The 21321-nt window shown below is 75.1% G+C and carries 17 protein-coding genes and 1 pseudogene; 9 read left to right on the forward strand and 9 right to left on the reverse strand.

Going from position 1 to position 21321, the window contains the following annotated elements; genetic code table 11:
* Positions 1 to 156 precede the first annotated feature (156 nt).
* From ACZ3YL_RS36865 to ACZ3YL_RS36885, 5 genes are all read left to right on the forward strand, one after another.
* Entirely contained in the window at positions 157 to 3243 is a 3087-nt protein-coding gene (locus tag ACZ3YL_RS36865; protein WP_188305995.1) for a non-ribosomal peptide synthetase, read from the forward strand.
* Complete coding sequence (locus tag ACZ3YL_RS36870) at positions 3240 to 4415, forward strand: acyl-CoA dehydrogenase family protein (protein WP_188305996.1); 1176 nt, start codon at positions 3240 to 3242, stop codon at positions 4413 to 4415. The genes ACZ3YL_RS36865 and ACZ3YL_RS36870 overlap by 4 nt, the downstream gene beginning before the upstream one ends.
* 29 nt (positions 4416 to 4444) lie before the next feature.
* On the forward strand, positions 4445 to 6238 hold the full coding sequence (locus tag ACZ3YL_RS36875; protein WP_465661850.1) for a non-ribosomal peptide synthetase: 1794 nt from the start codon (positions 4445 to 4447) through the stop codon (positions 6236 to 6238).
* A gap of 143 nt (positions 6239 to 6381) precedes the next feature.
* Positions 6382 to 8166, forward strand: coding sequence for a non-ribosomal peptide synthetase (locus ACZ3YL_RS36880; protein WP_465661852.1), 1785 nt, complete (start codon positions 6382 to 6384; stop codon positions 8164 to 8166).
* On the forward strand, positions 8163 to 11015 hold the full coding sequence (locus ACZ3YL_RS36885) for a condensation domain-containing protein (RefSeq protein ID WP_465661854.1): 2853 nt from the start codon (positions 8163 to 8165) through the stop codon (positions 11013 to 11015). Before ACZ3YL_RS36880 ends, ACZ3YL_RS36885 begins: the two co-directional genes overlap by 4 nt.
* A 25-nt stretch (positions 11016 to 11040) precedes the next feature.
* Here the strand turns inward: ACZ3YL_RS36885 and ACZ3YL_RS36890 are convergent, their stop codons facing one another.
* The 5 genes from ACZ3YL_RS36890 to ACZ3YL_RS36910 form a co-directional block, all read right to left on the reverse strand.
* Positions 11041 to 11238 (reverse strand): hypothetical protein, encoded by a 198-nt coding sequence (locus tag ACZ3YL_RS36890; protein WP_465661856.1) that lies wholly within the window; start codon positions 11236 to 11238, stop codon positions 11041 to 11043.
* Positions 11235 to 11534, reverse strand: a complete 300-nt coding sequence (locus ACZ3YL_RS36895) for a hypothetical protein (RefSeq protein ID WP_465661858.1) — start codon at positions 11532 to 11534, stop codon at positions 11235 to 11237. Before ACZ3YL_RS36895 ends, ACZ3YL_RS36890 begins: the two co-directional genes overlap by 4 nt.
* A 37-nt stretch (positions 11535 to 11571) precedes the next feature.
* On the reverse strand, positions 11572 to 12966 hold the full coding sequence (locus ACZ3YL_RS36900; RefSeq protein ID WP_465661860.1) for a vWA domain-containing protein: 1395 nt from the start codon (positions 12964 to 12966) through the stop codon (positions 11572 to 11574).
* Positions 12963 to 14228, reverse strand: coding sequence for an AAA family ATPase (locus ACZ3YL_RS36905; RefSeq protein WP_465661878.1), 1266 nt, complete (start codon positions 14226 to 14228; stop codon positions 12963 to 12965). Before ACZ3YL_RS36905 ends, ACZ3YL_RS36900 begins: the two co-directional genes overlap by 4 nt.
* Before the next feature lie 98 nt (positions 14229 to 14326).
* Complete coding sequence (locus tag ACZ3YL_RS36910; RefSeq protein ID WP_188305743.1) at positions 14327 to 15679, reverse strand: hypothetical protein; 1353 nt, start codon at positions 15677 to 15679, stop codon at positions 14327 to 14329.
* A 287-nt stretch (positions 15680 to 15966) separates the two neighbouring features.
* Here ACZ3YL_RS36910 and ACZ3YL_RS36915 point away from each other — a divergent pair, with 287 nt between their 5' ends.
* Together ACZ3YL_RS36915 and ACZ3YL_RS36920 are read left to right on the forward strand one after the other, a co-directional pair.
* Entirely contained in the window at positions 15967 to 16116 is a 150-nt protein-coding gene (locus tag ACZ3YL_RS36915) for a hypothetical protein (RefSeq protein WP_465661862.1), read from the forward strand.
* The gene (locus ACZ3YL_RS36920; RefSeq protein WP_465661864.1) at positions 16113 to 17255 is read left to right on the forward strand and encodes a GDSL-type esterase/lipase family protein; all 1143 of its coding nucleotides are present in this window, start codon (positions 16113 to 16115) and stop codon (positions 17253 to 17255) included. The genes ACZ3YL_RS36915 and ACZ3YL_RS36920 overlap by 4 nt, the downstream gene beginning before the upstream one ends.
* Before the next feature lie 80 nt (positions 17256 to 17335).
* Here ACZ3YL_RS36920 and ACZ3YL_RS36925 read toward each other — a convergent pair.
* Positions 17336 to 17485, reverse strand: a pseudogene (locus ACZ3YL_RS36925) (ThuA domain-containing protein); the annotation flags it as partial.
* Positions 17486 to 17770: 285 nt separating this feature from the next.
* Positions 17771 to 18619, reverse strand: coding sequence for a LysR family transcriptional regulator (locus ACZ3YL_RS36930; RefSeq protein ID WP_465661866.1), 849 nt, complete (start codon positions 18617 to 18619; stop codon positions 17771 to 17773).
* 117 nt (positions 18620 to 18736) lie between these two features.
* Here ACZ3YL_RS36930 and ACZ3YL_RS36935 point away from each other — a divergent pair, with 117 nt between their 5' ends.
* Complete coding sequence (locus ACZ3YL_RS36935; RefSeq protein WP_465661868.1) at positions 18737 to 19519, forward strand: NADPH-dependent F420 reductase; 783 nt, start codon at positions 18737 to 18739, stop codon at positions 19517 to 19519.
* A 151-nt stretch (positions 19520 to 19670) separates the two neighbouring features.
* Here ACZ3YL_RS36935 and ACZ3YL_RS36940 read toward each other — a convergent pair whose 3' ends face one another.
* Both ACZ3YL_RS36940 and ACZ3YL_RS36945 read right to left on the reverse strand, forming a co-directional pair.
* Positions 19671 to 20138 (reverse strand): ArsR/SmtB family transcription factor, encoded by a 468-nt coding sequence (locus ACZ3YL_RS36940; RefSeq protein ID WP_465661870.1) that lies wholly within the window; start codon positions 20136 to 20138, stop codon positions 19671 to 19673.
* A 12-nt stretch (positions 20139 to 20150) separates the two neighbouring features.
* Positions 20151 to 20654, reverse strand: a complete 504-nt coding sequence (locus ACZ3YL_RS36945) for a hypothetical protein (RefSeq protein ID WP_465661872.1) — start codon at positions 20652 to 20654, stop codon at positions 20151 to 20153.
* A gap of 113 nt (positions 20655 to 20767) precedes the next feature.
* On the opposite strand from ACZ3YL_RS36945, the gene ACZ3YL_RS36950 reads away from it, so the two are divergent.
* Positions 20768 to 21157, forward strand: coding sequence for a hypothetical protein (locus ACZ3YL_RS36950; RefSeq protein ID WP_465661874.1), 390 nt, complete (start codon positions 20768 to 20770; stop codon positions 21155 to 21157).
* The last annotated feature ends 164 nt before the right edge of the window (positions 21158 to 21321 follow it).

Here is a 21321-nt window from a genome sequence, read left to right on the forward strand (position 1 = left end):
CCGGTGCCGTCGTCCCCCGACGGCCCCGCTCCCCGAAGCCCCCGGCCGCACCCTCACCCCGGTGCGGTCCGGTCCCCACCGGCCGTACCGGGACCACCCCACGCCCGCACCCGGCCACCGTCGTGCCGACACGCCCACCACACAAGGGAATCATCCATGTTCGCACTCTCTCCGTCGCAGGAGATCGTCTGGCTGCACGAGCAGATGCAGCCGGGCAGCCGCGCCTACAACTTCACCGGCGTCCTCGACCTGTGGGGCACCCTCGACCGGGACGCCCTGCACACCGGCCTCGCCGCCACCCTGGCCCAGCACCCCGGCCTGCGGCTGGAGTTGGTGGCCCGGCCGGAGGGCCTCCCGGGCCAGCGGGTCGCCGAGGACTGCCCGCCGGAGCTGCGCCACAGCGACTTCTCCGCCGAGGAGGACCCGGAGGCCACCTTCCGCCGGCTGCTCGCCGCCGAGGCCGAGGAGCCGCTCGACACCGAGCGGGCCCCGCTGCTGCGCTGGCACCTGGTCCGGCTCGCCGACAACCACCACCGGCTGATCCACGTCGAGCACCACCTCGTCCACGACGGCCACTCCTTCGCGATCTTCCTGCGCGACCTGTTCACCGTCTACCGCGCCCGCGTCCTCGGCGAGCCCTACGAGCTGGGCACCGCCCCCTCGTACGAGCAGCACGCCCGCACCGAGGTCGACCCGCAGGCCCGCGAGCGCGCCCTCGCCTTCTGGACCAAGGAGCTGGCCGACGCCCCGCGCGAGGTCACCCTGCCCGGACTGGCCCGGCCGGGCGTCGAGCGCCGCCACCGCGGCGGACAGCTCCGCCAGGCGATCGGCGCCGACCTCGCCGAGCGGCTGCGCGAGCGCAGCAAGTCCGACGGCCACACCCCGTTCAGCACCCTGCTCGCCCTGTTCGCCGAGCTGCTGCGCCGGCACAGCGGCCACCACGAGGTGACCGTCGGCACCGCCGTCGGCAACCGCCCGGAGGGCTTCGAGGGCACCGTCGGCATGTTCGTCAACACCGTGCCGCTGCGACTGCGGCTGGACCCGGCCGCCTCCGGCACCGACGCCGTGGACGAGGTGACCGACGTCCTGATGCGCGCCCTGCCGTACCAGGACCTGCCGGTCCAGGAGCTCACCCGCCGCCTCGGACTGCACACCAGCGGCGCCGACAACCCGCTGTTCAACGTGATGTTCAGCGCCCACGACGCCGCGCTGCCCGACGTCCAGGCGCCCGGGCTCGACGTCTCGCTGTACGAGGGCTTCAACACCGGCACCACCCGCTTCGACCTGGACCTGGTGCTGCTGCCGGACGACCGCCGGGTGGTCGGCGAGAAGCACGCCGCCGCCGGGATGACCCTGATCTGGGACTACGACGTCGACCTGTTCGGCGAGGCCAGGGCCGTGCTGCTGTCCGAGCGCCTGCTGGACCTGCTGCGCCACTACCTCGACCGCCCGGAGACGGTGCTCGCCGAGCTGGCCCCCGCGCCCGAGGCCGAGCCGGCCAGCCCGGTCGTCCCGGCCGGACTCGACCCGGCCGCCGCCCACGACCCGACCGCGCTCGCCCTGCTGGCCGGCACCGAGCGGATCAGCTACGGCGAACTCGACCGCCGGGTCGGCGAGTTGGTCGACCGGATGCGCGCCGCCGGAGTCACCGCCGGCCAGCCGGTGGCCGCCGTGCTGCCGCGCGGCACCGACAGCGTGGTCGCCCTGCTGGCGTGCCTGCGGCTGGGCGCCGTCCACGCGCCGCTGTCCACCGAGGACCCGGCCGCCCGGCTCGGTCTGCTGCTGGAGCGGCTCGCCCCCGCGCTCGTCCTCGCCACCCGGCAGAGCGCGCTCGCGCTGCCGGCCGAGGGCGTCACCCCGGCGCTGCTGGACGGCCCCGCCTTCCCGAAGGCCGAGCCCGCCGCCGCCCTGGAGGGCGGCGCGTACATCATCCACACCTCCGGCTCCACCGGCGTGCCCAAGCCCGTCCTGGTCGGCCGCGAGGCGCTCGCCGGGTACGTCGCCGCGATCGCCGCCCGTTACGAACTCACCGCCGCCGACCGGGTGCTGCTGTTCGCCCGGCCGTCCTTCGACGTCTCGCTGGAGGAGGTGCTGCCCGCCCTCGCGGTCGGCGCCGCGCTGGTGGTGCCGCAGCGCGAGGTGCCCACCGGGCCCGAGCTGGTCGCCGTGCTCGCCGCCCGCGGCGTCACCGTCGCCAACCTGCCCACCAGCTACCTGCTCGCCGTCCGCGAGGACCTGCGCGAGGCGCTGCGCGACGGCCGCTGGTCGCCGCGACTGCTCGTCCTCGGCGGCGAGCGGCTGCCCGCCCGGGCGCTGGCCGGGCTGACCGAGGCCACCACGGTGCTCAACGCCTACGGCGTCACCGAGGCCACCGTCACCTCCACCGTCCACCAGGTCACCGCGGCCGACGTCGACGCGGACGGCGAGATCCCGCTCGGCACCGAACTCGACGGCGTGCGCCTGCACGTCCTGGACGAGACGCTGCGCCCGCTCCCGTACGGCTGCGTCGGCGAACTCGCCGTCAGCGGCGACCTGTTGGCGGAGGGCTACATCGGCCTGCCGGAGCCCACCGCGGCCCGGTTCGTCACCGTCCCCGCGCTCGGCGGCGCCCGGGTCTACCGCACCGGCGACCGCGGCTACCGCGACACCGAGGGCCGGCTGTGCTTCCTCGGCCGCGCCGACAACCAGGTCAAGCTGCGCGGTCACCGGATCGAACTGGAGGAGATCGAGGCCGCCGCCTCGGCCGAACTCGGCGGCCGCTCCTGTGCGGTGGTGCTGCACACCGACCCGCAGACCGGCCCCCGCCTGGTCGGCTTCCTGGAGGGCGCCGAGCGCCCCGACCAGACCGCGCTGCACGCCGCACTCGCCCGCCGGCTGCCCGGCGGACTCGTCCCGGCGAGCTGGACGGCCGTCGAGGCGATGCCCACCCTGCCCGGCGGCAAGCCCGACCGGGCCGCCCTGGCCCGGCTGGTCCAGGAGGTCCCGGCGGAGCCGGAGAGCGCACCCAGCACCTTCGACGACCCCGGCCAGGAGCTGATCGCCGCCGCCTGGCGCGAGGTCCTCGGCCACGACCGCTTCGGCGCGGACTCGCACTTCTTCGAGGTCGGCGGCCACTCGCTGCTCGCCGCCCAGCTCGCCGCCTTCCTGGAGCCGCACCTGGGCAGCCGCCCGCCGCTGCGCACCCTGTTCCGCCACGCCGTGCTGGCCGACCAGGCCCGCGTCCTCACCGGGGAGAGCAAGTGACCGCCCCCTCCGCTGTCCTGGAGGACGGCCACCGCGAGATCGTCGAGGCCTTCGAGAGCTTCATCCGCCGCGAACTCGTGCCGCTCGCCGCCGAGTTGCCCGAGACGGCCGACCAGGTCCCGAGCGACCTGCGGGCCTACGTCCGCAAGCGCTCCGCCGCGCTCGGCTTCTACGCCGGCGACTACCCGGAGGAACTCGGCGGCGCCGACATGCCGTTCCTCGCCGTCGTGCTGCTGCACCACGCCGCCGGGCGCAGCGGCTGCGTGCTCGCCCCCTACGCGCTGGCCGGCTCCGACGGGCCCAGCCCGCTGCTGCGGCACGGCACCCCGGAGCAGATCGAGCGGCACCTGATCCCGCTGGTGCGCGGTGAGCAGACCCGCTGCCTGGCGCTCACCGAGCCGCAGGCCGGCTCGGACGCCTTCCACCTCACCACCACCGCCGTGCGCACCGGCGACGGCTGGGTGCTGAACGGGCGCAAGACCTTCGTCAGCAACGCCGAACACGCCGGGATCGCCCTGGTGGTCGCCGCCACCGACCTCGGCGACGGCAAGGGCCCGAGCGCCGGGGCCACCGCCTTCGTGCTGCCGATGGACCAGCCCGGTCTGCGGATCGGCCAGCGCTACGAGGGGATGTCCGGCGAGCCGCTGTTCGAGCTGCTGCTCGACCAGGTCACCGTCGGCCCGGAGGCCGTCATCGGCGGCGAGGAGGGCATCGCCGCGGCCACCGCCCTCGCCATGGACAGCCTCTCCCGCGGCCGCCTGGTGGTCGCCGCGATGTGCAACGGCATCGCCGAGTACGCGCTGCGGGCCGGCGTCGAGTACGCCCGCGAGCGGCGCGCCTTCGGCAAGGTCATCGGCGAGTACCAGCACATCCAGGAGCACCTGGTGGCCACCCGCGCCGAGGTGGAGTCCGCCAAGCTGCTCACCCTCGCCTGCGCCCGGCTGGTGGACGAGGGCACCGAGGCGCCCGAGAACGCGGCGCTCGCCAAGCTCGTCGCCTCCGAGACCGCCGTGCGCGCGGTGGACCGCTCGCTCCAGGTCCACGGCGCCACCGGCTGGGTGCGCGGCCACCCGCTGGAATTCCTGTACCGCTACGTCCGGATGACCACGATCATCGAGGGGACCTCCGAGGTCCAGAAGGTGATCATCGCCCGTTCCATGGGCCTGAACTGACGGTTTCTCGTACGTATTTGGAGACTTTGATGGAATCCCTGAGCATCGGCTACGGTCGTCCCCACCAGGACGGCGCGGTCCTCGACCTGTTCACCAGCTGGGCGCACCGCACCCCGCAGGCGCCCGCCCTGATCGACGGCGAGCACAGCTACGACTACGCGGAGCTCGACCGCCTCGCCGAGACCGTGGCCACCGCGCTGCGCGGCAAGGTCGGCCCGGGCGACCTGGTCGGCGTCTGCCTCGGCCACTCGGCGGCGCTGGTCGCCGTCACCCTCGGCATAGCCAAGCTGGGCGCCGTCCACCTGCCGCTCGGCCCGCGCCCCGGCGAGAAGCGGCTGCAGGCCGTCGCCGAGCAGCTGCGCCCGGTCTGCCTGGTCGGCGAGGCCGCCGTGCTGCCGCCCGGCGGCGAGCGGCTGGAACTGGACCTGCCCACGTCGGACCTGTCCACCGCCGGGGTGCTGGCCGCCCTGACGCCCGGCGAGCAGATCAGCGTGCCCGCCGGCACCCACTACGCCGTCCTCACCTCCGGCTCCACCGGCACCCCCAAGGCCGTCGCCGCCACCGAACCGGCGCTCGGCGCGCTGCTGCACTGGTACCGGGAGCTGTCCGGCCTCGGCCCCGGCGAGCGGCACAGCCTGCTGATCGGGGTGTCCTTCGACCCGCACGTCATGGAGCTGTGGGCCACCCTCACCTCCGGCGCCGCGCTTGTCGTCGCGCCCGAGGCCGTCCGCTGGGACTCGGGCGCGCTCACCGAATGGCTGGGCGAGTCCCGCATCACCGTCACCCTGCTGCCCACCCCGCTGGCCGAGCCGATCCTCAACCGGCCCTGGCCCGCCGGGCTGGCCCTGCGCCACGTGGTGATCGGCGGCGACCGGCTGCGCCGCGCCCCCGGACCGGACGTCACCGCGACCGTCCACAACGCCTACGGCCCCGCCGAGGCGACCGTCGCCACCACCGTGCACACCATGGCGCCCGGCGGCGACCACGGCGCCGGCGCGCCGCCGATCGGCCTGCCGATCCCCGGCGCCGTCCTGCTGGTCACCGACGAGCAGGGCCGCCCGGTGCCCAGAGGCACGGCCGGCGAGCTGCGGATCGGCGGCCGGGGCCTGGCCGCCGGATACCTCGACCCCGAGCTGACCGCCCGCCGCTTCGTCGAGGTGCCGCCCGGCGTGGACGGCATCGACCGGGTCTACCGCACCGGCGACCGGGTGGTGATGCGCGCCGACGGCGTGCTGGAGTTCCACGGCCGGCTGGACGACCAGGTCAAGGTCAGCGGGGTGCGGATCGAACCCGCCGAGGTCGAGGCCGCCTTCGAGCGCGACCCCCGGGTGCGCCGGGCCGTGGTCGCCGCCGAGACGGCGGAGACCGGCGGCGTCCGGCTGCTGGCCTTCGTGCAGACCGGGGCGGACGCCGATCCCGCGAGCCTGCTGGACGCCGTACGGCCCTGGCTGCCCGAGCAGGCCGTGCCCTCGGCCGTCCGGCTGGTCGACACCTTCCCGCTGGACGCCAACGGCAAGGTGGACCGCGCGGCGCTGCTCGCCGCGGAGCCTCCCGTCCCGGTGGCCGTGGGCGAGGAGGGCGAGACGCCGGTCGAGCGCACCGTGCTGAAGCTCTGCCGGGAGCTGGTCGGCCGCGCCGACCTCGGCCCGGGCGACAACTTCCTCGCCTCGGGCGGCAACTCGCTCGCCGCGGCCCGGCTGCTGGAGTCCCTGGAGGGGGAGTACGGCGTGCGGCTGCGCGCGCCCCTGCTGCTGCGCCAGCCCGACCTGCGGGCGATCGCGCGGCTGGTGGAGGAGCGGATGCCCAGCGCGTCCCTCGCGTAGCGGTCCGTCCCTCGTGTAGGGCCCGTACCCCGGGCGGGGCCCGGTCCGGCTTCGGCCCCGGCCCCGCCCCCCCCGCCCCCGCCTCCTGTCCTGAACAGCGGCTTCCCGGCCTCAGCGCCGGGGCGCCCGGAAGGGAACCAGTCATGACGCCCGTCCGCCCCACCCTCCCCGCCCTGGTCGCCCGGCAGGCCGAGCAGCACCCGACCGCGCTCGCCCTGACCGACGGCGCCACCTACCTCACCTACCGTGAACTCCTGGACGCCTCCGGCCGGTTGGCCGCCGTGCTGGCCGCGCGCGGAGTCGGCCCCGGCAGCGCCGTCGGCCTGCTGTGCGCCCGCTCCGCCAGGTTCGCGGTGGCCCAGCTCGCCGTCTGGCGGGCCGGCGCCCTGGTCGTCCCGCTCGACCCGGCCTACCCGCGCCCGCGCATCGCCGAGATGACCGAGGACGCGGACGTGCGGCTCGTCCTCGGCGACAAGGCGCTGCTCGCCGACGCCGGGCTGCCCGCCGAACGCACCCTGGTGCTCACCGAGCGCGGCACCGAGGAGAGCGGGGGTGCGGTGCCCGACGCCGCCGAACCGGACGCGCCCGCCCTGCTCTACTACACCTCCGGCTCCACCGGCCGCCCCAAGGGCGTGCTCGTCCCGCACCGCGCCGTCGCCGACCTGGTCACCGCCCCCGACGGGCTCCCCCTCTTCCCGCGCGACCGGGTGCTCTTCCACTCCACCCCCTCCTTCGACGCCGCCACCTTCGAACTCTGGGCCCCGCTCGCCCGCGGCGCGGCCGTCGCCGTCTCGCCGGCCGAGCGGCCCAGCGCCGAGGAACTCGTCCGCGACATCGAGCGGTTCGGCGCCACCACCGCCTTCATCACCACCGCGCTCTTCCACCACCTGGCCGCCAAGCAGTCCCGGATCTTCGGCGTGCTGCGCACCCTGGCCGTCGGCGGCGAGGCCCTCGCCCCCGAGTACGCCGGGGCGGTGCTGCGCGCCTTCCCCTGGCTGGAGCTGTACAACGTCTACGGGCCCACCGAGGCCACCACCTTCACCACCGCCCACCGGATCGCCCCGGCCGACTGCGAGGGCGGCCCGGTCCCGATCGGACGGCCCTTCGGCGGCGCCAGCGCCCTCGTCCTGGACGAGCGGCTCGCGCCGGTCGAGCCCGGTACGGTCGGCGAGCTCTGGATCGGCGGCGGGCGGCTCGCCCAGGGCTACCTCGACCGGCCGGAACTGACCGACGAGCGCTTCCGCGACCTCCCGGGCAGCGGCCGCGCCTACCGCAGCGGCGACCTGGTGCGCCAACGCCCCGACGGCGCCCTGGAGTTCCACGGCCGCACCGACGACCAGGTCAAGGTCCGGGGCTTCCGGATCGAGCCGGGCGAGGTCGAGCAGGCGCTGCTGCGGTTCGCCGAGGTCGCCGAGGCGGCCGTGGTGGTCCGCCGGGCCGGACAGCCCGACGCCGCGCTCACCGCCTGCGTCGTCCTCGCCGAGGGCGCCGGGGTGGCCGTCGAGACCCTGCGCACCCGGCTCGCCGAACGCCTGCCCGCCCACCTGGTGCCCACCGCCTGGGCCGTCCTCGCCGAGCTGCCGCTCACCGGCAGCGGCAAGGTCGACCGGCGGTCGCTCGCCACCGCCCCGGACCCCTCGGCGGACCGCACGACGGCCGAGGCCGAACTCACCCCGATCCAGCAGGTCGTGGCCGAGGCCTGGAGCCGCGCCCTGGAACGCCCGATCACCGACCCGGCCGCCGACTTCCTCGCCGAGGGCGGCCACTCACTGCTTGCCATGTGGGTCGTCGACGACCTGCGCGAGGACCTCGGCGTCGAACTCTCCCTCGCCGACTTCCTCGGCCACCCCACCGTGGCCGGCCAGGCCGAACTGCTCGAGCGCGCCCTGCGGGCCGCCGACGACACCCCGGGAGCACCCCAGCGATGACCAGCGACCAGAACGACCTGCTCCGCCGCGCCCGCAACCGCCGCACCGCCCCCGCCGCCACGCCGGAGCGCCCGACGGCCGCCGACACCGGCCCGGCCCCGCTCTCCCACGCCCAGCAGCGGATGTGGCTGATGGACCACCTCGGCCAGGGCGGCGCCCTCTACAACGTCCCGATCGCCACCCGGCTGCGCGGACCGCTCGACCCGGAGGCCCTGGCCACCGCGCTCACCGGCCTCACCGAGCGGCACGCCGTGCTGCGCACCCGCTACCCGCGCCGAGGCGAGCAGCCCTACCAGCACATCGATCCGGCCGGGCCGGTGCCGCTGCCGGTCGTGGACGCCTCCTCCGAAGACGCCTCTCACGTCTCCTCCGACGGTTCGGAGCGGTTGGCGGCCGAGGCCGCCCGCCCCTTCGACCTCACCGAGGGGCCGGTGCTGCGCGCCCTGCTGCTGCGGCACGCACCCGAGGACCACACCCTGTTGCTGACGATCCATCACATCGCCGTCGACGGCGGCTCGTTGCCCGTCCTCGCCGCCGACCTCGCCGAGCTGTACGCCGCCGCCCGCGACGGCGTCGAGCCCCGGCTGCCGCAGCCCGGCCTGCCGTACGCCGAGTACGCCCGCCAAGAGCGCGCCCGCGACACCGAACTCACCGCGACCGCCGACGCCCTCGCCGCCCAGCTGGCCGGCGCCCGACCGCTGCCGCTGCTGCGGCCCGTCGCCCCCGGCGTCCGCGACCGCCGCGCCGGGCTGCACGCCGTACCGCTCGACGCCGCCACCGTCGAGGAGCTGCGGCAGCTCGGCGCCCGGCACGGCGCCACCCTGTTCGCCGTCGTCCTCGCCGCCGCCTTCGCCACCCTGCGCACCGCCGCCGGACAGGACGACCTCACCCTCGGCTGCGCCAGCGGCCACCGCGCCCGGCCAGAGCTGCGCCGTACGGTCGGCCTGGGCGTCAACACCCTCGCGGTGCGGGCCGAACTGGCCGGGGAGGAGTCCTTCGCCGAGGCGCTCGCCCTGGTGCGCGGCGCCCTGCTGGAGGCCCAGCAGCACCACCAGGTGCCCTTCGACCTGGTGGTCGAGCGGCTCGGCGCGGCGGCCCGCGGCGCCGACGGCACCCCGCTGCTGTCGGTCAGCTGCGACCTCGTCCAGCCCGCCACCGCGCTGACGCTGCCCGGGCTCGACGCCGAACACGTCGAACTCGACCTGGAACTCGCCAAGTTCGACCTCACCCTGGTGCTGGAGGAGGGCCCGCAGCCGCGCTGCCTGGTCCAGCACGACCAGGCGGCGCTGGACGAGGCCACGGCCGCCCGGCTGGTCGAGGCCTTCGCCGCCGTGCTCCGCGCGGTGGCCGACGACGAGGACCGCCCGCTCGCCGAACTGCCCGGCGAACTCCTGGTCTCCGACGTCCGGCACCCGGTGCTGGCGGCGCTGTCGGCCGCCCCCGGGGTGGCCGACGCGGCCGTGGTCGAGACCGCCGACGGCCCGCCGCTCGCCTACGCGGTGGTGCGCGGCCCGGTCGCCCCCAGCGGCACCGACCTGCGCTCGCTGCTCCGGCGCTCCGTCGCGGCGGCCGAACTGCCGCTGGCCGTTACCCTGTTGGACCGGATCCCGCGCGGCACGGACGGCGCCGTCGACCGCGGCCGGCTGCCCGGGGCCGTCGTTCCCGCGGCGGCGCCCGAGGCTGCCCGGCCCGGCCCGCTCGACCTCGTCCGCGCGGCCTTCGGCGAACTGCTCGGCAGCGTCCCGCCCGCCGACGGCGACTTCTTCGCCCTCGGCGGCCACTCGCTGGTCGCCGTCCAGCTCGCCGAACGCCTGCGCACCCGGGTCGGGGTGCCGCTCACCGGCCTCGACATCCTGGAGCACCGCACCCCGCGCGCCCTCGCCACCCTGCTCGCCTCCCGCGAGGAGGAGCGCCGTGCCGCCCTCACCCACACCGGCGCCCCACTGAGCGGCGAGCCCCGCACCGGCACCGTGCTGCTCACCGGCGCCACCGGCGGCGTCGGCGCCGCCGTGCTGCAGGAACTGATGGCCCAGGGCCGGCCGGTGCGCGTCCTGGTCCGCCCGGAGTCGGCCCACCTGCCGGCCCTGCACGGCGCCGAGATCGCCGAGGGCGACCTCGCCGACCTGGACAGCCTCCAGCGCGCCGTCAAGGGCGTGGACGCCGTCATCCACGCCGCCTGCACCTTCACCGAGCACGAGACCGACGTGGCCGCCATGCGCGCCCTGCTGGACGGCTGGTCCGGCGGCCCGTTCGTCTTCGTCAGCAGCATCGACGCCTACGGGCGCCCGCCCGGCACCGAGGTCACCGAAGGCGGCCCCAGCGGCGCACCGGTCTCCGCGTACGGGCAGGCCAAGCTGGACTGCGAGCGGATGCTGTTCGAGACCGCCGCCGCCACCGGCCACGGCCCGGCCACCGTGGTGCGCGCCCCGATCGTCTGGGGCCCGCACCACCGCCTGCGCGACCAGCTCCGCTGGGGCTCCACCGGGGACCTCTACCAGGCCGCGCTGGCCGGCCGGCCGATCGTCCTGCCCGCCGGCGGCGAGGGGGAGTGGAACGGCGCCGCCTGGGTGCACTCCGCGGCCCTGGCCCGCGCCCTCGCGGTCTGCGCCCTGCCCGACGGCCCCGCCGCCGGCCGGATCGTCAACGCGATCACCGGGCACGTCTCCTGGGCGGAGTTCGGCACCGAGCTGATCCGCCTGCTCGGCTCGGCCGGCACCGTGGAGCTGAGCCCCGACGCCGACCCGGAGCTGCGGCGCCCGTGGCACTACCGCGCCGAGACCCTGGCGGCCGCGCTGCGGCCCGAGCCGGGGGAGGACTGGCGCAGCGTGCTGGCGGCCATGGTGGGCTGAGGCCCCGTCGACGGGCGGAGGAGTCTCATCGCTCCTCCGCCCCTTCCCGCCGGCGGAGTTGCCGCAGCCGGGAGGCCGCGAGATGGCGGATCCGGCGGGTGCGCCCGCCCTCGGCGAGGGCGCTCAGGCACGCCCCGGCCGAGGGGGTCTCGGCCGTGTGCAGCCGGAGCCAGTTCGAGGCCGTGAGCAACTGCCGCTGCTCCCAGGGCTCGCCGAGGGTCATCGTCCGCGGCAGCGCCCACTCGTGCAGGCGCCGTACGGTGAACGCGTCGGCCACCACCGCTGCGGCCGACTCCCGCTGCCAGTCGGGGAATTCTGGTCGGTCAGCAGCTGCGCCGCCCGCCGGTCCAGGTACTCGCACACCGCGCCGCTCGCCATCGCCCGGTCGGGATCGGCGAGCACCCGCGCCGCCGGCCCGGCCGCGTCGGCCGGTGCCGCCGCGGCGAGCGCCCGGCGGTAGCGGGCGAGCCGCGCGTGCTCGTCCTGCGCGGGGGCCTCCACCGGCCCGTCCGTGTCCAAGCGGAAACCTCCTGCTGTCGACGGCCCCCGGCCCGGCTCATCCGATCCGGACCACCCGGGCCCAGTCCGGCGGCGTGTCCGGCCGGTACTCGCCGTTGTTCTCGTCGTACCCGGCCGGCCGCCGGAACAGGCCCACCACCGTACGGCAGGACGGCGGGACCGCCGGCCACGGCGTCTGCCCGTCCGTCAGCACCACCACGACGTCCGGCCGCGGCCTGGTCCGCAGTGCCGCCGCGAAGCCCGTCCGCAGGTCCGTGCCCCCGCCGCCGACCAGCGGGATGCCCGCCGCCCGGCAGAGCGCCCCGGCGGCCTGGAGGGCGGCGTCGCAGGACAGCACGGTGACCAGATCGTGCCGGCCGCCGACCGCCCGGCCGATCGCCGCGACCTCCAGCAGCGCACTGCCCAGCTCCTGGTCGGAGACCGACCCGGAGGTGTCGATCACCACCGACACCCGGGGCGGACGCCGCCGCAGGCTCGGCAGCACCACGCCCGGGAGCCCGACCGAGCGGCGGGCCGGACGGCCGTAGCTGTAGTCCCCGCCCGCGCCCGGCCCCGACACCGCCGAGCGCATCGCCGCGCCCAGCAACTGCCGCCACGGCTGCGGCGGGTGGAACGCCTCCTCGGCCCAGCGCCGCCAGCCCGCCGGGGCGTTCCCCGGGCGGCCCCGGATGCCCTCGGCGACCCGGAAGCGCACGGCGTCCTGCTCCTGGACCGTCAGCCCGTGGGCGCCGTCCGGGCCCAGCTCCCAGGGGCGGTCCACGCCGTCGGCACCGCTGCCGCAGTCCAGCCAGGCCAGGCTCAGACGGCGCAGGTCGAAGCCGAAGCCGCGGACGTACTCCTCCATCAGCCGGCCCTCCGGCAGGTCGAGGGCCTTGGGCGTCAGCGCGCCCGCCGGCGTGACCAGGCCGTCCCCGAAGGCATCGTCGTTGATCTCGCAGTCGGCGGCGATGTTCATCCGCAGCCGGTCCGCGGGGCCCTGGAAGCCGAGTTCGCGGGTCAGGCGGTCGCTGCGGCCGTGGTGGTCGCGCAGCAGGTGCGAGACCTCGTGCACCCAGACCGAGGCGAGGTCCTCCACCGGGGTGCGCTCGACGAAGCCGGGCGAGGCGTAGCAGCGCCAGTGGCGGTCCACGCTCATGGTCGGCACCTGCCGGGACTCCACCAGGTGCAGGGCGAACAGTGCCGTCGCCAGGTAGGGGCGGGCCCGGACGGCCTGCAGCCGGGCGGCGTACAGCTTGTCGAGGTCCAGCGGGCGGAGGTCCGGCGGGGCGGGGGTCGGGCCGGCCGGCCGGCGGGCGGTCAGTGGCTGGCCGCGCCGGCGGACGTCCAGCGGGGTGGCGGCGGGCCGGGCGCTCCAGCCGGTGTCCGGCGGCGTGGCGTCCGGAGGAGTGGTGCCCGGCGACGTGGCGTCCGGGGACGTGGTGCCCGTGCTCATCGGCCGGCCGTCACGTCGCTCCGGGCGGCGACGCGCACGGCGGCGCGGTCGGCCCGCCGGGACAGCGCCACCGTCGAGGCCAGGTGCTCGATCGCCGCCGGGACCTCCCAGTCCTCCCGGCGCAGCGAGGCCAGAGTGGTGGCCGGGACGACCAGCACGTCCGGCGCGCCGGTCTCCATCGCCCGCACCATCAGCGCCCAGGCCGCGTCCCACCGGGCTGGTTCCGGCCGGTTGCGCACCGCGGCCACCACCCCGTCCAGCACCACCTGGCGCAGGTCCCCGCGCTCGGGCAGCACCGCGCCGGCAGGGTCGGCGAGCAGCTGCTCGGGGTCCGGCAGGTCCATCCGGTCCATGCTCGCCATCAGCTCCAGCCCGGGACCGTCCCCGACGGTGCCCCGGACCAGCAGCGACAGCACCTCCCGGGAGGAGCCGGCCGCGGTGGCGAAGGCGATCAGCCGCAGCGTCATGTCCCAGCTGCGCGGGGACGGCCAGGCCCCGCCGCGCTTGGTCTCGGTGGTGGGCATCCGGTGCACCAACTCCGGCCGCACGGTGAGCAGTTCGCAGACCGCCCGGCGGGCGAGCGCGACCGCCGCCGACAGCTCCGCCGGATCGAGCCGCGGCAGGGTGGCGACCGGCCACACCCCGCCGAGTCCGCGCACCACCACCTCGTGGTCGTGCACCCACTGCAGATGGACGAACCGGTTCGCCAGCGGCGGGCTCAGCTCCCACCCGTCGGCCGCCGAGGACCGTGGGTTCGCCGCGGCCACGATCCGTACGCCCGGCGGCAGTTGGAGCGCACCGATGCGCCGCTCCAGGACCAGCCGGAGCAGCGCGGCCTGGACGGCGGGCGGCGCGGTGGACAGCTCGTCCAGGAACAGCAGCCCGCGCCCGGCCCGGACGAGCCGCACCGCCCAGTCCGGCGGGGCCAGCGGGACGCCCTGCTGCGCCGGGTCGTCGCCGACGATGGGCAGGCCGGAGAAGTCCGAGGGCTCGTGGACGCTGGCGATGACGGTGGTCAGCGGCAGGTCCAGGGCGTCGGCGAGCTGGTTGAGGGCGGCGGTCTTGCCGATGCCCGGTTCGCCCCAGAGCAGTACGGGCAGGTCGGCGGCCACGGCGAGGGTGAGTGCCTCCAGTTGGTCGTCGGAGCGGGGTTCGGTGCGGGTGTCGCCGAGCAGGTCGAGCAGTTGGCGGGCGACGTCGAGCCGGGCGTGGGTGGACGTGGACGTGGACGTGGACGTGAGTGTGGACGTGGACGTGAGCATGGGCATGGGCATGGGTGATCACCTCGGGAAGTCGGAAGTCAGTGGGTGCGCGCGGGTTGTGACCGGCCTCGTGCGTGCGGCGGGCCTTCAGTGAGCGTTCAGCGGGCGGCGATGCGGGGCGGCCGCGGGAACGGGTAGGTGTGCCGGCGGGGCATGCCGAACCGGTAGAGGTCGTAGGAGGTCCAGCTCTCCACGGCCTTGGCCCGCCGGTCGAGGGTCAGACCGGACCGGTAGAGGCCGTAGGCGACCCTGCGCTCCGCCGCCGCCGCGAGTTCGTCCCGCAGCGGCCCCTCGCGCAGCGCCGCCCGCGGGCCGAGCAGACCCTCCAGTACGGCCAGCGCCCCGGCGGTGTCGCCGTGGTTCAACCGGTCGCGCACGCCGGTCAGTTCGGCCGGATCGCGGTGCGCCTGGTCGATCGCGCGCAGACAGGGCAGCGGGGTGCCGGACAGGGCGACCAGCAGCTCCTCGCGGCGCAGCTGGGCCGGATCGTGGTCGAGCGCGGTCAGCACCCCGTCGACCACCGCGATCCGGTGCCGGGCGCCGCGACACTCCACCACCCTTTGCCCGGGCGGTGGTTCGGGCTCCCGTACGGGACGGTGTCCGGGCGCCAGCGCGGCCGCGACCAGCGGATGCAGCCGGTCCGGTGTGAGCGCCCCGCTGCGCAGCAGGTCGACGTCGGGCGGCACCCAGGTCGCCGCGTCGGGCAGCAGCGGCAGCGCCCGGACGTCCCCGATGGCCTCCTCGACGCGGGTGCCAGGTCCGAGTACCAGCCGTCGCTGCCGCCCGAGCCGCACCGTGACGGGCCCGGGTGGGAGCCCCTCGGCGCGCCGCAGCAACTCGGCCTCGGCGGCCCAGCGGTCGGCGGCGAGGCGCAGCCCGTGCGGGCCGATTCCGTTGTGCGGCTGGTCAGTTGGCGGACCGACGCCGGACCGCAGCGCCAACTCCCCGCTGCGCCCGGCGTCCCAGAGGTGCCGGTGCAGGTCGAGCCGGTAGCGGCGGCTGGGGCGCGGACGGGGGTGCGGGGCGGAGCCGGGATCGGAGCCGTCCCACAGTGCCAGGCTGATCCGCTGTCCGTACTCCGCCCAGGCGGGCGGCGTGCGGACCACCAGGTGCACCGGCCGTTCGCCCGGGTAGCGGGCCAGCGGCACGGTCAGGCCGGCGCGCAGCAGCCCGTCGGGCGCGGTTCTGGGCAGGTGCCAGCGCAGCAGGTCCGGCGCCAGGTGGCGCAGGTCCTCGCGTACCCGGTCGGCCAGTTGCCGTCCGTGGGTGCGTGAGACGTCCCGCAGCCGGAAGTCGACCTCGACGTGGGCGGCCGCGCAGGCCCCGGCCCAGTCGCCGGCCAGTCGGCGCTCGGTGGCGGTTTCGATCATGGAGGGCGGCACGGCGTACTCGCGTACGCGCCGCCAGAGGGTGAAGCGGGAGGTGTCCTCGTTCGCGGGGTGGGTGAGCATCAGCACTCACCTTGTGCGAACGGGACCTCCGATCCGAGAGCAGCGAAAGTCTTCATCGCCGGGGAGCATAGCGCCTGCCGCCGCCGCTTCGCCACACCCTTTCCGGGCGCGCGGCCCGCCGTCCACGGCCCGCCCGAGGACTGCAGGAGAGCAGGTCGAAGCCGGTGGTTCGGGGCGGATCCGAGGCGATCCTGCCGACTGACAGCCCCTACTCGGCTTTTCCATTTGCCTAAGGCACCTAGGCAACACCATACTCCTCATAGGAAGCAGTGCGAGGAGGGGCAGCCATGGCACGAGCAGGGCCGAACGCCGAACCCGTGCTGCCCGCGGGCGCCGAACCCGCCGAACCCGCCGACCTCGCCCCCTCCCAGCCGGTGCGACTGTTCGGCAGCTCCGCAGCCCTGCACTCCGTCCCGCCGAACGAAGAAGCGCCATGATCAGCACACCCGTCACCGAGTCCCTCCTGCACGGCCACCTGGACACCGAGCACACCGGCCGCGGTCTGCTCCCGCACCGACTGCCCGCCCGCGCCCGCCGGCAGATCCCCGACGAACAGCTCGCGATGGCCGAGTCGCAGCCCTCCGGCGTCCGCCTGGTCTTCCGCACCCGCGCCACCACGCTGGCACTCCACACCATCCCCACCAAGCGCGCCTATCCGGGCGTGCCCAACCTGCCCGACGGCGTCTACGACCTCCTCGTCGACGGCCGGCCGCAAGCCCAGGCCACCGTCCCCGGCGGCAACCTGCGCACCGTCGACCTCGCCACCGGTCGCACCACCCTCACCGAAGGCCCGCCCGGCACCGCCCACTTCACCGGCCTGCCCGCCCACGACAAGACCGTCGAGATCTGGCTCCCGCACACCGAGACCACCGAACTCATCGCCCTCGACTCCGACGCACCCCTCACTCCCGTACCCGTCGCCCACCCCAACCGCTGGCTGCACCACGGAAGTTCGATCAGTCATGGCTCCAACGCCACCCATCCCACCGGGACGTGGCCCGCCCTCGCGGCCCGCGCCGCCGGCCTCGACCTCACCAACCTCGGCTTCGGCGGCGGCGCCCTGCTCGACCCCTTCACCGCCCGCACCATCCGCGACACCCCCGCCGACCGGATCAGCCTCAAACTCGGCATCAACCTCGTCAACGCCGACGTGATGCGCCTGCGCGCCTTCACCCCGGCCGTCCACGGCTTCCTCGACACCATCCGCGACGGCCACCCCACCACCCCGCTCCTGGTCGTCTCCCCGCTCCTCTGCCCCATCCAGGAACACACCCCCGGCCCCCTCGCCCCCGACTTCACCACCGGCACCCTCCGCTTCCGCGCCACCGGCGAACCCGCCCCCGGCCGCCTCACCCTCACGGTGATCCGCGACGAACTCGCCCGCATCATCGAAGCCCGCACCGCCGACGGCGACCCCGACCTCCACTACCTGGACGGCCGCGCCCTCTACGGCGAGACCGACCACGACACCCACCCCCTCCCCGACGCCCTCCACCCCTCCCCGGAAGCCCACCGCCTGATCGCCACCCGCTTCACCCACCTCGCCTTCGGCCCGGGCGCACCCCTGGCGGTGTGACGGCGGCGGCTGAGGGAGGAGCATCGCGCGGACGGCGGAGCCGGCGTACGACTCCTCGGTGTGGCCCTGCCGGTGTACCAGGACCGGCCGCCCCGGCCGACCTGGCACCAGGTGGTGGGGTGGTCGCCCATCCGGTCGGGGCCCGGGCCGTAGCTGCACTCGTCGACGGAGGCGAGGACGTGGACGGTGTTCCTGGGGTCGATGCGGACGGTGCACCACTCGTCCGACCGGCTCCAGGCAGGCGGGTCTGGGCGCCGATGCGTTCTGCGGGGCCTACCGGCAGGCCTTCGAGACCGCCCTGGCCGCGCTGGGTCCGGTCACGGTGCAGGAGCTGACCCGGGCGCAGACGCCCAGCGGCCTGTACGAACGTTCGGGACATCCTCGGCCCGGCCCCGCCGCAGCATCCGGCTCACCACCGCGCTCTGAGTAGTTCAGCCGTGCCCACTGCCGGCCCGTCAAGTCCCCTTGCGCCACGCCGTGATCATCGCCGTTCGAGATCCGCTTTCGTGCAGACCCTAGTCGCCGAACGCGGCCACGTACGACGCCACCCATGGTGCCGGTGTGGCGGGCGAGGTCACGACGTGGCCGTCGACGGTCATCAGCGGATCGAACGGCACCTGTAGCAACCGGTCGGGCAGCGACCCGGCGAATTGCTCGGCCGGGATCAGCGTCCAGGCCTCCCCGCCTCGGCTCACCTCGAACGCCGCGTTGAGCAGGTCCCCGGCGGGCGGACGCGACGGGGCCGTGGGCAGGGCAGCGAGGATCGCGTCGTGCAGCGGCGGGTCACTGTCCCGGGCGGGCAGGTAGAGGCCGTGCGGGTCGAGGTCGTGCAGGCTGACCGTGGGCTTGCCGACGGCCGGGTGTTCGCGGGAGAGCACCGCGTGCAGAGGCTCGGACCAGGCGGGCGTCACCGTCAGCGTCGTGGATGCCAGGGTGCCGCGAACCAGCGCCAGGTCCAGCTCGCCGTCGCGGACGGCGTCGAGGCGTGCGGTCACCGGAAGGACGACCAGTCTCGGCTCGGCGCGGCGTTCGCTCTCGCGCAGGCGGGCCAGAGCGCGGTCCAGTCGCGGGGTGACGCAGGAAGCCACCCCGATCCGCAGTCCGGCCACCGACTCCCCGGCCACCACCCGTACCCGCGCCGCGGCGGCCAGGGCCTCCCGGGCGGCAGCGAGAACGCGTTCGCCGGCCGGGGTGAGCCGGACTCGCCGTGAGTTGCGCTCAAGCAGACGAACGCCGAGCTCGCGCTCCAGCCGGGCGATCTGCTGACTGACCGCCGGCTGCACGATCTGCAGCCGCTCGGCCGCACGGCCGAAGTGCAACTCCTCGGCGACGGTCACGAAGTATCGCAGCGCTCGCAGCTCCACACCGTCGAACCTATCACGCGATGTGATCGCTGCAGGGAGTCTTTGATCATTGTTCGCGCAGGTCAAACCGGCTGTGATGGGTCATAAGCAGCCCGCCGCAGCGAGTCTGGACGCCGCATGTCGCAGCGCGTGGGCAGACCTGAACGGAGAAGACACGTGAGCACCTCGACCCTCGGCATTATCGGCACCGGCGCGGTCGGCGCAGCGCTCGCCCGCCGCGCCGTCGACGCCGGCCTCGACGTCGTGCTGAGCAACTCGCGCGGCCCGCAGACCCTGGCCGGCCTCGTCGACGACCTCGGCCCGCGGGCGCACGCGGCCACCCCGGCCGAGGCAGCGCTGGCCGCCGAACTGGTCATCACGGCCGTGCCATTGACCGCCCACAAGCAACTGCCCCACGCGGAGCTCGCCGGTAAGACCGTCATCGACCCGATGAACTACGCCCCGCTGAGGCCCGAATGGGAGATTCCGGAACTCGACAGCAACGAGCTGACCTCCAGCGAGCTGGTCCAGCGCCACCTCGTCGGAGCCCGGGTGGTCAAGGCCTTGCACAACATCGGCCCCAGGCAACTGCTGGACCTGTTCCGGCCCGCCGACGCCCACGATCGCACCGCCCTGCCGCTGTCCGGCGACGACCCGGCAGTCAGGGAAGAGGCCATCGCCCTCCTGGACGTCCTCGGCTTCGACGCGGTGGACCTCGGCACACTGGCGGAGAGCTGGCGCAGCGAACCCAATACCCCGCTCTACGCCATCCCTTACGTGGGACAGCCACCGGCCGGCCTCACCACCGTGCCGGACGTAGTGGCCTGGGCCCAGGCAGCGCCGGGCGTGCCCGTACCCGCCGCCCGCGTCAAGGAACTGGCCGCCGCCGCGGTCCGGGGGCCCGCAGGATTTCGGATGTAGCGGGATCGCACCGCCGACAGCGAGCGTCAGCGGCCTCGCAGGGCTCAGGATGCGCCAGCTGTGGCAGGCCTCGTCCGGGGCGCAGCCGTGTTCCTCGCACCACCACGCTCTGAGTTGAGCGGAAAGATCCAAAAGAGAGGGCTGGCAGGGATCAGAGCGGGTTGGCCGCGAGCAGGCCGATCCCGAGCGGCGTGAGGGAGTGGATGACACGCTGTCCGTCCCGGATGGACGTGATCATCCCACTCCCGCGCAAGGTAGCCGTGTGCTGGGAAGCCGCAGGAGCGCTCACCCCGAGCCTGACGGCCAGTTCGGTGGTGGTGCAGCCCGAGCCGATCGCCCGCAGTGCGGCGGCCTTCCCCTTGCCGACGAGTGCCGTCAGCCCGTCCACGTGAACGGGCGGCGGCTGGACGGTCTCCAAAGCGGTGTACACGAAGAGCGGCTGCTGCCACGGGCTGGCGATGGCCGGGGAGACCATGCCTCCGAGGAGCAGGTTCGGGGACAGGACGAATCCGGCCTCGGCCGTACGCTCCAGGTCCACCGGAACCTCCGGCGCCGGACCCCACAGGGTGAGTTCGAAGCGTGTCGGGTCGCTGAAGGCCGGGTGGATTCCGGTCAGCATCCGGCCTGTTCCCTACTCGCCCACAACGCCCCGGCGCATGCAGATGTCGGCGTTGAGCAGCTTGACCATGTCGGGCCAGTCGTCGGCCAGGCAGGCCCTGTACAGGGCATGCAGCCCGTGTAACAGGCGGTTCATCTGCGCGGTGCCGCCGTCGAGCAGTTGCGCGACGGGCCACGGCACGGGCCCCAACTCGGCGTACCGGGCCAGTTCTCCGCGCAACTGCTCGGCGCCGACCGAGCCGATGACGTCGAGTTCGTCGCCGATCGAGATGCCACCGGCGGCCAGCGGCATCGGCGGAGTCAGGAAGTCCGGGAGGTAGAGCGGGTTGGCCGTGATCAGCTCGATCAGCGGCCAGGCCCGGGCCGGCACCCGGGAGCGGACCGCGCGCCACCACCGCCGCGCCGGAAGCGGGGCCCCGCTGTCCTGCTGGAGCCCGATCAGCAGGTGCTGGACCGGTGAGATCGCGAACCGCACATTGGCCAAGTCCCGTGCCGCAAACGCCACAGCCACCCGCATGCCGCCGCTCCCCGGCTCGCTTAAGGCCCGAGCTTAAAGGCTGTCCGTCCTCGGACAGGGCGACCAGCATCTACCCCAGACGCCGCTACGGCTAGAACCCGAAGGGAACAAGCATGGGCATGCGCATCGGTAAGAAGACCAGGTTTGGCCTGGCCGCCACATTCGGCACGGCCGCCCTCATCGCACTCGGCGCCAACCCGGCCTTCGCTCAGGAGGGCAACTTCACCATCGGCAGCGGCTCCTGCGTGGCCATCGAGGAGATCCAGCTCCAGTGGGTCGACGGTGGCTGGCACGACGCCATGGAGAACAACCCGATCCAGGCCTCGGCGACGGACCCGTACTGGTGCCTCTTCACCCTGACCGACAACGGCACCGAGGTCTGGCGCTCCTCCGGCGCCGGGTCCAACTGGTGGCCGGACGGCCCCGGGTACAGCATGCAGGCGTGCGCCGACCGTTGGTACAACGGCACCCGCCTGAGCCACAGCTGCGGTCCGGTCAACTAGTACACCGGCAGGACTTCGACGTTCGGCCTGTTCAGAGGCCAAACGGCGAAGTCCTGCCGGAGCATTGGTACCGCGGGCGTGGCGGGCGGCTCGTTCCGGCCGTTGTCGGCCGGGTCTTCGAGGGTCTGGATTCCGCTGCCCGGGCTTACCGCTGCCTGGAGGGC

The sequence above is a fragment of the Kitasatospora sp. NPDC023176 genome, assembly GCF_055560495.1.